Origin of the sequence: Xanthomonas sp. LMG 8993, from assembly GCF_009835065.2 — a bacterium.
Taxonomy (GTDB): domain Bacteria; phylum Pseudomonadota; class Gammaproteobacteria; order Xanthomonadales; family Xanthomonadaceae; genus Xanthomonas; species Xanthomonas arboricola.
Genome location: NZ_QVIF02000008.1, coordinates 233723 through 246698, shown reverse-complemented (window position 1 = coordinate 246698; position 12976 = coordinate 233723). Strand labels below are relative to the sequence as shown.

At 62.6% G+C, this 12976-nt stretch carries 8 protein-coding genes and 1 other RNA gene; 3 read left to right on the top strand and 6 right to left on the bottom strand.

From position 1 onward, the window contains the following. The 3 genes from DYQ94_RS15750 to DYQ94_RS15740 form a co-directional block, all read right to left on the bottom strand. Window positions 1-2409 (bottom strand): calcium-binding protein (locus tag DYQ94_RS15750; RefSeq protein ID WP_505414909.1); only part of this gene is annotated, 2409 nt, incomplete at its 3' end. Window positions 2410-2579: 170 nt separating this feature from the next. Beyond that, entirely contained in the window at window positions 2580-4001 is a 1422-nt protein-coding gene (locus DYQ94_RS15745) for an HlyD family type I secretion periplasmic adaptor subunit (protein ID WP_126966672.1), read from the bottom strand. Continuing rightward, window positions 3998-6163: a type I secretion system permease/ATPase gene (locus DYQ94_RS15740; RefSeq protein WP_126966671.1), complete on the bottom strand. Its 2166-nt coding sequence runs from the start codon at window positions 6161-6163 to the stop codon at window positions 3998-4000. The genes DYQ94_RS15745 and DYQ94_RS15740 overlap by 4 nt, the downstream gene beginning before the upstream one ends. Window positions 6164-6453: 290 nt before the next feature. On the opposite strand from DYQ94_RS15740, the gene DYQ94_RS15735 reads away from it, so the two are divergent. From DYQ94_RS15735 to DYQ94_RS15725, 3 genes are all read left to right on the top strand, one after another. Beyond that, the gene (locus tag DYQ94_RS15735) at window positions 6454-7725 is read left to right on the top strand and encodes a pyridoxal phosphate-dependent aminotransferase (RefSeq protein ID WP_024938954.1); all 1272 of its coding nucleotides are present in this window, start codon (window positions 6454-6456) and stop codon (window positions 7723-7725) included. Continuing rightward, window positions 7725-8402 carry an SGNH/GDSL hydrolase family protein gene (locus DYQ94_RS15730; RefSeq protein WP_126966670.1) on the top strand — a complete coding sequence of 226 codons (678 nt, stop codon included), beginning with the start codon at window positions 7725-7727 and terminating at the stop codon, window positions 8400-8402. Before DYQ94_RS15735 ends, DYQ94_RS15730 begins: the two co-directional genes overlap by 1 nt. Before the next feature lie 72 nt (window positions 8403-8474). Beyond that, entirely contained in the window at window positions 8475-9146 is a 672-nt protein-coding gene (locus tag DYQ94_RS15725) for a methyltransferase (protein ID WP_003483442.1), read from the top strand. 34 nt (window positions 9147-9180) lie between these two features. Here DYQ94_RS15725 and DYQ94_RS15720 read toward each other — a convergent pair. From DYQ94_RS15720 to DYQ94_RS15710, 3 genes are all read right to left on the bottom strand, one after another. Next, a non-coding RNA gene (locus DYQ94_RS15720) (sX9 sRNA) lies at window positions 9181-9256 on the bottom strand. A 440-nt stretch (window positions 9257-9696) separates the two neighbouring features. Beyond that, a complete protein-coding gene (locus DYQ94_RS15715; protein WP_126966669.1) occupies window positions 9697-11886 on the bottom strand; it encodes a TonB-dependent siderophore receptor in 2190 nt (729 codons plus the stop codon). Window positions 11887-12175: 289 nt separating this feature from the next. Continuing rightward, window positions 12176-12967 (bottom strand): polysaccharide deacetylase family protein, encoded by a 792-nt coding sequence (locus DYQ94_RS15710; protein WP_181123469.1) that lies wholly within the window; start codon window positions 12965-12967, stop codon window positions 12176-12178. Window positions 12968-12976 lie beyond the last annotated feature (9 nt).

Here is a 12976-nt window from a genome sequence, read left to right as displayed (position 1 = left end):
GATCGTGCCGTCAGCAAATACCAGCTGCTCGATGCTGCTCGCATCGTTTTCATTGCCGCCGCTGAGCCAATCCTTCAACCGCACCGAGTCGGTCCCGTTGCCCAGATCCAACACGACATCCGAACCTTGGCGCAGCACGCGTACATCGCTGGCAGCGATACCCTCGCCGAACACGATCCTGTCCACTGCACCGCTGTAGGTTGAGGTCTCTACCACCGTGTCGTGGCCATCACCCTTGTTGAAGAGGTAGGTGTCCGAGTACCAGCTGCCGTTGAGCGTGTCGTTACCCGTGCCACCGATGAACACGCTGTCGCGTGACTGCGAGTTCACCGACAACACGTCATCGCCTGCACCACCTTCAAGTTGATTGGTTCCGCTCCCACCATCCAAGAAATCGTCGCCAAGGCCGCCTATAAGGGTGTCATTACCGACATTTCCATAAAGGGAATCGTCGCCACTTGTTCCTATAATTACATCGTCGGCGCTACCACCTTCAACCGCGCTACCGAAAATGACACCCATTAAGCTTTTCGCTTGCCTCTCAAAATCTTGGCGATCGAGAGTCAAATCGCCTAACTCGACCAGCACATCCACCCAGCTCCAATCTAATGGAAGCCCACTAGCCCCCTCTTTCAGATCGTAAAGATCTTCAATGGCAGCCAGGTTACCATCTGTACGAAGAGTCTCTTTTAGTTTTTCAGCAACCCGATCCACCTTTAAGACAACTTCCCCATACTCATTAATGCCGAGCCTCAATTCGTCCGCGTAATCTCTTAAACGAGTATCTAAGACAACGCCATTGTAAAGCTGAAGCCGCAAAGCCTCATATCCTTTCATCAACAATTCAGTCTGCTCTTTCCCCAGAACCACTTCAAAACCCAGCCTCACCCCCGAGCTAACGGGAGACCAGGTCGAATTCCCGAGTCTAAGAGGAGCATCGTCGTCGCCTCCTGAAAAGAAAATTTCACCATTGAACTTTTCCATAACAGAAAGTATCTGGCCAATATCAAAAACATGACCATCGACGGCGGTTCCTTTCACCTCGAGACTTTTCCTGCCGGATTGTCCATTGAAATAATCCACACTGGACCGCATCGAAGAAGTATTAGCCCACTCTAGTAGCACCGCATCCATTGCGACTAAAGCATTTGATCGCGTAGCACCAGCAGTTACGCCATCCAATAAACGATATATATTGCCATTAATGCTGACCGATTCTTGGAGATCCCTTACCATCCCGGAGCCAGCGACATTAACAACTTCCTGCGCCAATGCCGTCAAAGGTACCTCATCGGTAAAATCACGATGAAATGCATTCGAAGCGAGCAGCAAGTCACCCGTTATACCTCGAGTCCCATCTTTACGGGTAAAGTATCCGTAGCTGTCTACTGTATTCCCATTCCCCAAGGCAACGTTCTCTGTCGACGTAGGAGCCAAAGCAATACTCTCTACACCAAGCTCGTTCAGCGAAAAAAGCTCTCCCGCGTTGGAAATTCCGTCTTGATTGAGATCTCTCCATACCTGAACAGAGGAAAAATTTTCATCACGGGAATCAAAAAACCCGTCCTTATTGGTATCCAGAGAGGATAGCGCACGAAGTCCGGCCGAAAGTTCCGACTTCTCGCCTGCCATTAATGCCGCACCGTCCGTGTAATCGCCGAAAAGCTCCGCCCCACCATCAATCAAACCATTTCGATTTCGGTCCAAAACCAATATTCCATCATCGGCACTAATCCAACCAGTCCCTTGCTTGACCGCATTCCCTTCATGATCGAAAAGTATGCTACCACTTGCACCAACTGTTTCAATCCCATCGCCATCTAGATCTAGCACTAGCGGATCTACCGCACGACGCCAACCTTTAGCGCTCTGATAATTATCCCCGGTCGCATCTTGAAGATATTCGTTTATCTCTCTATCGCGATGGCGCAACTTCCCATACACATCACCCAGCAACCCATTTGACCCAATGCCACCTAGTTCCGGATCAAAAATATCATCCATTGTGAAGTTTTCGGCAAGCGGAATATCGTAACTCCCAATAAACTTCCCATCAATTGTCAAATCCACTTTTGCTGACGGAACCTGACCAGCATACGGATCTGTTGGGTGCCCAACAAAACCATTCGGAGTTATATCTAGCCCGACACCAACACCGGCAGGAGTATCAAATCCGATAGAGACAGTATGCCCAGAAGCATTGAAACCACCATTCCCATCAGGGATTACGCTATCGGAACTTATACCGACTGACCCACGCCCGTAATTCACCGTGCCCGAAGCACCATCAGCCCCAATGGTAACTGATGCACCCGGGCCGCCAGGAGTCGAGTAGCTAACTGTAACGTTGCTACCATCACTCGAAAATCCGAAATCACCACCAACACTAGACTTTCCTTTTCCACTCATTTTAACACTCCTTTTTGGAAATTAAATTAATAAAAAATTATTAACTTTCAAACACAGCAACCAGCAGGTTGACGAACCTTTAGAATCAAAAAAACATCAACCTATCTTCGCGACAATTATCCAAACAGAACCTCGGATGCGCGTGACCAAAGCTTCCTGCAAACCGACAATCAACGTTCTCTCAGAGACTCATCCGCATGCGTTCGGAGAGGACTCAATAGGTAATCAATCACCCGCCGCTTCCCTGTCTTCACTTCCGCACTCAAGCTCATCCCGGCACTCATCCGCACCTCGACCCCATCGATCGCCAGCGTGCTGCCGTTCAATTTGATGCGCGCGGGGAACACCAGGCCCAGCTTTTCGTCCTGTGCGGCATCGTGGGAGACGCTGGCGACCGTGCCGGTCAGATAGCCGTAGCGGGTATAGGGGAAGCTGTCGACCTTGACGGTGACCGGCTGGCCCGGGCGCATGAAGCCGATGTCCTTGTTGAGGACGGTGACTTCTACCTCCAGTGCTTCTTCGGCCGGCACTACGACCAGTAACGGCTGTGCGGGCGTGACTACACCGCCTACGGTGTGGACGGCCAGCTGCTGGATCGTGCCGTCGACGGGCGCATGCAGGGCCATCAGCTTGTCGCGCTGGCCGGTCTTGGCGACATCCTGGGTCAGCTGGCCGGCCTGCTCGCTTGCCTCGCGCAAGGCATCCAGTGCCTGCTGGCGTGTGTCGGTGACAAGTACGCGCAACTCTTCCTGCGCCGCGCTAATTGCCGAGCGGATCTCCTGCAGGCGATTACGCTGGGTGGCGAGCTGGCTTTCTGCGGCGATGCGTTCCTGTTCGCGCAACAGGTAGTCATGGCGGCCGACGTACTTGCCTTCGACCAGGCGGGCGTAGTCCTCTGCGCGCACTTTGGAGATGCGTGCGGATTCGGCCAGCGGTTCGATCGCGTCCTGGGTGGTCTGCAACTCGGCCTGGCGTTGGGCGATGCTGGCTTGCAGGTTGTGTCGGCGCGCCTGGAATGCGTCGAATTGACTGCTGACCAATTGCTGCTCGTTGGCTACGCGCCCGGCGGGTAGATCCGGAGCCGGATCTAGCTGCGGCGGCTGCCCGGTCGCAATGGCGGTCGCCAGCGCTGCCTGGCGAAGCGCAGCGAGACGTGCGTTGACCAGTGCGTCGCCGGCCTGGGCGAACTCGGCGCCGGTGGCGGTGGCATCGAGTTCGACCAGCAGCTGGCCTTTCTTCACCGCTTGTCCGTCGCGTACCAGGATCCTGCGTACCACCGCGGTTTCTGCGGTCTGCACCACCTTGGTCCGTGAGTCGACCACGGTCTTACCTGGTGCCACGGCGACGATATCGAGCTTGCCCAGGCACGCCCACAGCAGCGCGACACAGAAGAAACCGATGATGATGCGCATCGTCCAGTGCGCGGTGGGCGAGACAGGCGTTTCGGTCAGCTCAAGATGGGCGGGCAGGAACGCGCGCTCGTCGGCGCTGCGCGCGGGCGGGTCGAGCTGGCGGCGCACCGCCCAGGCCGATTTGAAAATCTTGAAATAGCGGAGAAAGAAATCGCGCCATCCCTGGAGCAGGTGCTTCATGGTGTCCCCTGTTGCAGTCTGTATAGATGCGCGTACTGGCCTTCCGGCCGGTCGACCAGCTCGGCATGCGAGCCGCTCTCGACGATGCGTCCCTTCTCCACCACGACGATGCGGTTGGCCTGCCGCACGGTGGACAGGCGATGGGCGATGATCAGCACGGTGCGGCCCCTGCAGATCGCGCGCATATTGCTCATCACCGCGTGTTCCGATTCGTAATCCAGGGCGCTGGTGGCTTCGTCGAGAATCAGAATGCGCGGATCGCCGATCAGTGCGCGCGCGATCGCAATGCGCTGCCGCTGCCCACCGGACAGGCCGGTGCCGTGCTCGCCAACCTTGGTGTCGTAGCCTTCCGGCAGTTCCAGAATGAAGTCGTGGGCACCGGCCAGCTTGGCCGCATGGATCACCCGCTCCAGCGGCATGCCAGGATCGGTCAACGCGATGTTCTCGCGCACGCTGCGGTTGAACAGGAAGTTTTCCTGCAGCACCACGCCCAGCTGACGACGCAACCAGGCCGGATCGGCCAGCGCCAGGTCCTGGCCATCGATCAACACACGCCCGCGCTCGGGCGTGTAGAGCCGCTGCACCAGCTTGGTCAGCGTGCTCTTGCCGGAGCCGGAACGGCCGACGATGCCGATGATTTCGCCTGGGCGAATGTCCAGCTCGATCCCGTTGAGCACCTCGGGCGCATCCGGCCGGTAGCGGAACGTGACCCGCTCGAACGTCACCTGCCCACGGATCGGCGGCAGTGCCAGGCGGCTGCCCGGCACCTCGGTGCGGGTATTGAGTATGTCGCCCAGCCGCTCGACCGAAATGCCGACCTGCTGGAAGTCCTGCCACAACTGAGCCAAGCGAATGATCGGCGCGGTGACCTGGCCGGACAACATGTTGAAGGCGATCAACTGGCCAATCGACAGCTTGCCTTCCATCACCAGCTTTGCGCCCCAGAACAGCACCGCCACGGCGGTGAGCTTCTGCACCAACTGCACGCCCTGCTGGCCCAGCGTGGCGATACGGGTGACGTTGAAACCGGCGCTGACATAGCCGGCCAGTTGGTTGTCCCAGGTGCGGGTCACGCGCGGGTCTACCGCCATCGCCTTGACCGTGCCGATACCGCTGACCGTCTCCACCAGGAAGGATTGGTTGTCTGCGCCGCGCGCGAACTTGTCGTTCAAACGCTGGCGCAGCACCGGGGTGATCAGGCCAGAGATGGTGGCGTACAGCGGCAGCGACAGCACCACGATCAAGGTCAGCCAGCCGCTGTACCAGAACATCACCGACAGAAAGACCACCGTAAAGAACAGGTCCAGCACCGAGGTCAGCGCCTGTCCGGTGAGGAAGTTGCGGATGTTCTCCAGCTCGCGGACGCGCGCGATGGTGTCGCCGACCCGCCGCGATTCGAAATACGCCAGCGGCAGCGACAGCACATGCCGGAACAGCCGGGCACCCAGCTCCACGTCGATCTTGCTGGTGGTGTGGGCGAAGACGTAGGTGCGTAATCCGGACAGCAGCACGTCGAACACCGCCATCGAGACCAGCCCGATCGCGATCACGTCCAGCGTGGTCAGGCCGTTGTGCACCAGCACCTTGTCCATCACCACTTGATAGAACAGTGGCGTGATCAGCGCGAACAGCTGGATGAAGAACGATACGATAAAGACCTCGAGCATCAACTTGCGGTACTTCACCACCGCAGGAATGAACCAGCTGAAGTCGAACTTGGCCAGGTCGCCCAGCACCGAAGCTCGCGAGGCCACCTGTAGCAACCGCCCCTGGTAACGTGCTTCGAACTCGGCGGGAGAGATGGAGCGTGGCCGCTTTTCGACCAGATCGTGGATCAGGATCTGGTCCGCCCCGACCTTTGCGACGATAAACGCGTCGCCATCCGGCACCAGGGCCAGGGCCGGTAACGCCGCCATGCCGATCCGCGCTGCCGGTTGGGCGACGACCTTGGCTTTCAGCCCCAATTGCTTGGCAGCCAGCAGCAGCGTGGTTTCGTCGAACGGCTCGCCGCCTCGTCCGAACGCATGCGCCAGTTGCACCGCGTCTGCGGCAACGCCATGAAATTGCGCCAGCAGGACCAACCCCTGCAGCCCCAGATCCGGTCGGTCTTGCACCGACGAGCCGCCCTCGACTAACGAGAGCGACGCACTTCCCCCTGACATACGCATTCCTTGCTGTAGAGCCCAAGCCGGACTCAAGTGATGGAATAGAATCTGAAGATGTTAAGAAGTTGTCAATCAGCCAACCCCTCGACTTCAATCAATCTTCTCAATCAAGCGTCTCCGAGGCTGAGACGCCACCACTTGATTGTGTGCCCACGGTGACCAGGACCTTGCCTCTCCGACCAGCCGCTGACGCCTGCAGCGGCTTGACATCGTTGCCGATGCAAGCATGTCCGCCTGTCATATTTCCGCTACCATGCCAAGCCTCACGCCTACAACCGGCCCGTCGCATGTCCACTGCCCCGCAAAAGCCGCTCGCCATCCGCGAGCGTCTGTCCGAAGTCCGCTACGAAATCCGGGGCGAGCTGGCGCGACGAGCGCGGGAGCTGGAGGCGCAGGGCCGCAAGCTGATCAAGCTCAATATCGGTAATCCAGGCGCGTTCGGGTTCCGTGCGCCGGAGCATCTGCAGCGCGCGATCGCCGACGACATGGGCCGCACCGATCCGTACACCCATCAGCAAGGCCTGCCGGAAGCGCGCGAGGCGATCGCCACCGCGTATGCGCGGCGCCAGCACCCGGATGCGCATCCGGACCGCATCTTCGTCGGCAACGGCGTCAGCGAGCTGATCGACCTGTCGCTGCGTGCGCTGCTCAATCCCGGTGACGAAGTGCTGGTGCCCTCGCCCGACTATCCGCTGTGGTCGGCCGCCACCATCCTCAACGATGGCCGGCCGGTGTATTACCGCTGCGCCCCGGAAAACGGCTTCCAGCCGGACCCGGTGGAAATCGAGACGCTGGTGTCCTCGCGCACCCGCGCCATCGTGCTGATCAATCCGAACAATCCCAGCGGCGCCAGCTATTCGCGCGAACTGCTGGAGCGCATCGTGGCCATCGCCAGCAAGCACAACCTGCTGCTGATGGTCGATGAGATCTACGACCAGGTGCTCTACGACGACGCCGCCTTCGTGCCGGTGGCGCCGCTGGCCGGTGCGCATCCGTGCATCACCTTCGGCGGCCTGAGCAAGGTGCACCGCGCCTGCGGCTGGCGCGTGGGCTGGGCGCTGCTGTCGGGCGAGCAGTCGCGCATCAACGACCTGCGCAATGCGATGGATCTGCTCGGCGCGCTGCGCCTGTGCGCCAACGTGCCGGGCCAGTATGCCATCGACGCGGCAGTCAACGGGCCGGACACCATCTCGGCGCTGTGCGCGCCGGGCGGCCGTCTGTACGAAACCCGCCGTGCGGTGATCGAGGCCTGCGCGGCCAGCGAGCACCTGTCGCTGGTGGCGCCGGCCGGTGCGCTGTACGCGTTCCCGGCGGTGGTCGGCCCGGCCGCGCGCAACTTCGACGACCATGAATTCGCGCTCGACCTGATGAACGAGGAAGGCGTGCTGGTGGTGCCGGGTTCCAGTTTCAACGTGCCCTACCGTCACCACTTCCGCGTGACGCTGATGCCGGAAGCGCCGGTGATGCGCGATGTGTTCGCACGCATCGACCGTGCGCTGGCACGCCGCGCCGAGGCGGTCACCAAGGTCGTGCCGCTCAAGTCGCGCAGCGTGGCGTGATGGCGGCGGCCGGCACGCCGCTGCGCTATCTGGCGCTCGGCGATTCCTACACCATCGGCGAAGGCGTCGCCCCCGAGCAGCGCTGGCCGGTGCAACTGGTCGACGGTTTGCGTGCCTACGGCTGGAATGTGGCGCCGCCGCAGATCATCGCCACCACCGGCTGGACCACCGACGAGCTGCAGGCCGGTCTCGATGCCGCTGCGCCGCAGGGGCCGTTCGAGCTGGTGAGCCTGCTGATCGGCGTCAACAATCAATACCGCGGACACTCGCTGGACGAATACCGCAGCCAGTTCGATGCGTTGTTGCAGCGTGCGATCGGGTTCGCCGGCGGGCTTGCGGCACGTGTGTTCGTGCTGTCGATTCCGGATTGGGGGCTGACTCCGTTTGCGCATACGCAAGGCGGCGATGCGGCACTGATCGGCGCACAGATCGATGCCTTCAACAGCGTGGCCGCCGAACGCTGCGCCGCGCGCTCGGTGCGCTTTGTCGACATCACCGCCACCAGCCGCGATGGCGGCGACGCTGCCGACATGCTGGTCGACGATGGCCTGCATCCCTCCGGCGCCATGTATGCGCGCTGGACCGCACTGGCACTGCCAGCGGCGCGCGATGCGATAGCGGCTGCCAACGCGATCGGGATGGACCACGCCACGCGTGGGCAGCCCCAATCGCGTTAGCAGGCCCCAAGCCAGCCGCGCACCAAGCCTCATTGCCAAGGAACGACATTGCACAGCACCGCCACCCAACCCATGAGCCGCGCGCAGGCGCTGGCGATCGCGCGCGCCTTCCTGCCGCCGCATCCGCTGGGCAATCGCTACGACTATTACTACACCCAGGCCAAGCTGCGCACCGACCCGCTGTATCCGGGCGTGCTGGCCGAGTTGCGCAGCACCACCGCGCCCGTGCTGGATCTAGGCTGCGGGCTGGGCCTGCTCGCGCACGCATTGCGTGCCGATGGCCAGGCATTGGCGTATCACGGGGTGGATGTGGACGCGTCCAAGATCCGCCGCGCGCAGCACATCGCGCAGCGCTCGGCATTGGGCAATACGCAGTTCGCCGTGGTCGATCTGAGCGTGGCCTGGCCGCAACACCGCGGCAGCGTGACCATTCTGGACGTGCTGCAGTATCTGCAGGCCGACATGCAGGCCAGCCTGCTGCGCAGCGTGGCGCAGATGCTCACGCCGGGCGCGAAGCTGGTGATCCGCAGCGCATTGGGCGATGCCAGCAGCCGTGGCCGCACCAGCCGCGTGACCGACGTGCTGGCGCATCTGAGCGGCTGGATGCAGCGCATGCCGCGCAGCTATCCCACCCGCGACAGCCTGCAGGCGCAGCTGGATGCCGCCGGTCTGCGTGCGACGTTTGCGCCGTTGTATGGCAACACGCCGTTCAACAACTGGTTGATCGTGGCCGAGCCGCGCTGAGGCCGTGCACAACGTGCCTGGCTCGCTTTACAACGACTGACAGAACGTAACGCGCGGTCGCCGGACGGATGTGGACGGCACGCATAAACCGGGGTGTACGCATAGCAAATGCCGCAACGGGCACCGGCCGCGCAGCCGTTTTGACAGCCGCTGTTGACGTCATACGGATGATCCCGGGCCACGTTGTTCAAGGGCGGTGCCCCACGCCCCAGAGAGTCCGCTGGTTGCCTTGTTGAAAGCCATGCACACCGACCATCTCGACGGGTCCTTGCCCGCCCACCGTCGCGGGACCTTACGCGGCATGGATGCCGCGTAAGAGCCTACAGGGATGTACTTGCGGCGTGTCCTGCGAGGGTGGGCGGGCAAGGGCCTGCAGCGAGTCGCAGAGCAGCCGCTCTACAATTGATCCATCCGCGCCGACCAATCACTTCGGGACAACCAAGTCACCGAGTCGACGCGCCGTTTGGATGCAGGCAAAGGCTTGGTTAGCCCACCGTCGCAGGACCTATGGCGGCATCGATACCGCCAAAGCCTGTCGTCTGGAGCAAGCTCAGAACTTCCAGGACAGCGTCAGCTCCACATCGCGCGGGTCGCCGTAGATCAACTGGCTTTGATAGACGATGTTGGCGTAGTACTTGCGGTCGAACAGGTTGCGCACGTTGAGCTGCGCCGACCATGCCTGGTTGATGTCGTAGCGTGCCATCGCGTTGGTCAACACCACGCTGCCCTGGGTCAGCCGTTGCGTTGTGCCCTGTGGCCCGGACATCAATTCGTGGATGGCCGACTGCCAGCTCAGGCCACCGCCCACGCGCCACGGCCCGGTCTGCCAGCTGGTGAACAGGGTGGCTTCGCGACGCGGACTGGTCGGATTGACGTCGACACCGCTGGCATCGTTGGCATCGAACTGGGCAAAGCCGAACGCGATCCGCCACTGCTCGGACAGCTGCCCGTCGAGCTGGAATTCCACGCCCTGGCTGACCGTGCCCTTCGCGGCCAGGAAAGCCTGATTGGTGGTGCCGGGCACGAATTGTCCGGGGTCGTTGACCGCCAGGTTGTCCTGCTCGATACGGAACAACGCCAGCGCCGCGTTGAGCTGGCCGCCGAGGTATTCGCCCTTGGCGCCGACCTCGTAGCTGTTGCCTTCCAGCGGGGCGAGATAGCGCCCGCTACGGTCGCGATTGTTTTGCGGCTTGAAGATGCCGGTGTAGCTGGCGTAGAGCGAATGGTGGTCGTCCACGTCCAGGATCAGGCCGGCGTACGGCGTGGTGCGGCCGCGACGCTCGTAGGTATTGGCCGGCACCAGTTGATCGGTGTTCTTCCAGTCGGTGACGCGTGCGCCGACGATGGCAGTGAGCGCGTCGGTCAGGCTGAAACGGCCGGCGGCATAGGCGGCCACCTGGCGCACGTCGCGTTCTTCGCCCTTCACCAGCGGCGTCCATTGCGGCTGCGCCATGCTGCCGGTCCAGGCGTAGACGCTTTCGGCCGTCAGCACCTGCGGCGGCTGCGGCCCGTTGGACCAGCTGCGCACGTTGCGGTTCATCCAGGTGGCACCGGCGACCAGTTCGTGGTTGCGGCCCCACCAGGTCAGCGGCACGCTGAGGTAGGCATCCAGGCTGTTTTGCGCCGTGAGTGCGGGATAGCGCCCGCCAAAAGTGTTGGCAAGGCCCAGGCCGGTCTGGCGGTCCGGGTAATCGAAGTAGCCGAACAGCACCGACTTCCAATCGGCTTCGAACCGCTGATGCGAATATTCCACGTGCAGCTGCGCACCGTTGTCGAGGCGATGGGTCAGGCCGGCAAACGCATTGGTGGTATCGGCCACGCCGCGCGCCCAGCGCGGCGTGAACGAATCCGAGCGTGCAAAATCGGTGCGGCTGCCGTCGCTGAAGTACGCCGGCACCCCGCCCCAGGTGGTGCCGCGGCCATCGTTGCGCTGCTTGTTGATGCCGATGTAGCCGCGGGTGGCATCGCTGAAATCCGCATCGACGATGCCGTAGAACAGCGACGATTGCTTGCTGTAGTAATCGCGGAACGACTGCTTGTCCTCGTAGCTGGCAACCACCCGCCCACGCACGTTGCCGGCGGCGTTCAACGGCGATTGCAGGTCGACGGTGCCGCGATAGCGGTCCCAACGCCCTGCCGACAGATCGACCCGACCGGTGAACACATCGCTGTCGGCATGCTTGCGCACCAGGTCGATCGACGCGGCCGGGCTGCCCGCGCCGGTGGTCAGGCCGTTGGCGCCGCGGATGATTTCCACCCGGTCGTAGATCGCCATGTTCTGCTGCACATCGCCGGTGTAGTCGGTGGGAATGCCGTCGATGCGGTAATAGTCCACTTCGAAGCCGCGCGCGTTGATGTAGGTGCGCTCGGTGTCCCAGGTCGGCGAGTTGAAGCCGGCCACGGTGTCGGTGACGTCCTGCAGCGATTGCAGGTTGCGGTCGACGATCTGCTGGCGTGTCACCACCACCACCGACTGCGGCGTCTCGCGCAGCGACAGCTCCAGCTTGGTCGAACTGCGCGCGACATCGGCGGTGTAGGAGTCGCTACCTTCGGTCGCGGCGCCGCGGTGTGCCTCGATTTGCAGGCGGTCCAGATCGACCGGGTCGCGCATGCTCGATTGCGCGGCAGCCGCCAATGGCCATGCGCAAGCCAGCGCCAGCAGGGAGTACGCCAGCGGGAGCTGCGGCGAACGGAGATCCGCACGCGCAAGCGCGCGCGCAGGGACGATGCAATGGGACATGGGGTCAGCCTCAGGAGCGAATATGGCCGTCGATGACGGCTATTGAGGCTGGCGTCGGCAGCGCCATCGGAAGGCGCGCACCGTTTGCTGGCTGGGGGCGCATGTTCGATCCGCGTTAAATCGCTGTCAATACATGCGCGGATCGATGACGGAACTCAGGAGCGCCAGCTCCAGGCAATCCGGCGAACAAAAAAGACGCGTCGCACCAGAGCGTTCCCGCCGGCAGGGACGATGGATCCGGCAACGCACGCCCCGCTTCCACGCCACCGTCCACGCCGTGCGCAGGACCTTAGAGCGGACGCCGCCCGGCCAGGCCGCGCGCGTGCATCGCCTCCAGCACGCCGCGCAGGATGGTGAGGTTGTGGCCGTGCGCGGCGCCCTCGTGCAGCAGCACGATGGCGCCGGGGCGCAGGTCGCGCACGATGCGGGCCACGGTGGCCTGCGGCTCGCAACGCACCCCGTCGAACCCGCGCGCGCTCCAGGCCACGCGGGTCAGCCCGTGCGCACGCAGCGGCGAGGCGACGAAGGGATTGGTCATGCCCACCACCGAGCGGTACAGCCGCGGCGCCTGCCCGGTGATGGTGGCCAGCACGCGCTGTGCCTGGCCGATTTCCTGCGCCATGCGGTGCGGGCCCAGCGCCCAGAACCAGGCCTGCGGATGGGTATGGCTGTGATTGCCGATGCCATGCCCGCGGCGCACGATCTCGCGCACCAGTTCAGGCCGTTGCTCGGCGCGCGCCCCGACCACGAAGAACGTGGCCTTGGCATCGAAGGCGTCCAGCAGGTCCAGCATCGCCGGGGTGTCGTCGGAGGGGCCGTCGTCGATGGTCAGCCACACCTGCGGCGCGCGGCCCGGCAGGCGCGCCAGCACCGGCGCGTACAGGCGCGCGCGCGGCAGGAACACCGGCACCACGAACAAGGCGTGCGACACCAGCAACGCCGGCACGCCCCAGGCCCAGCCCAGATGCCACCACAGCAGCGCCACCGCCGCCTGCGACAGGGCCAGCAGGCCCACCCAGCGGTACGGGTGCGAGGGGATGCGATACAGCGTTTGAAGCGTGGTCATGCCGCATGATGCCATGCGGCGTAG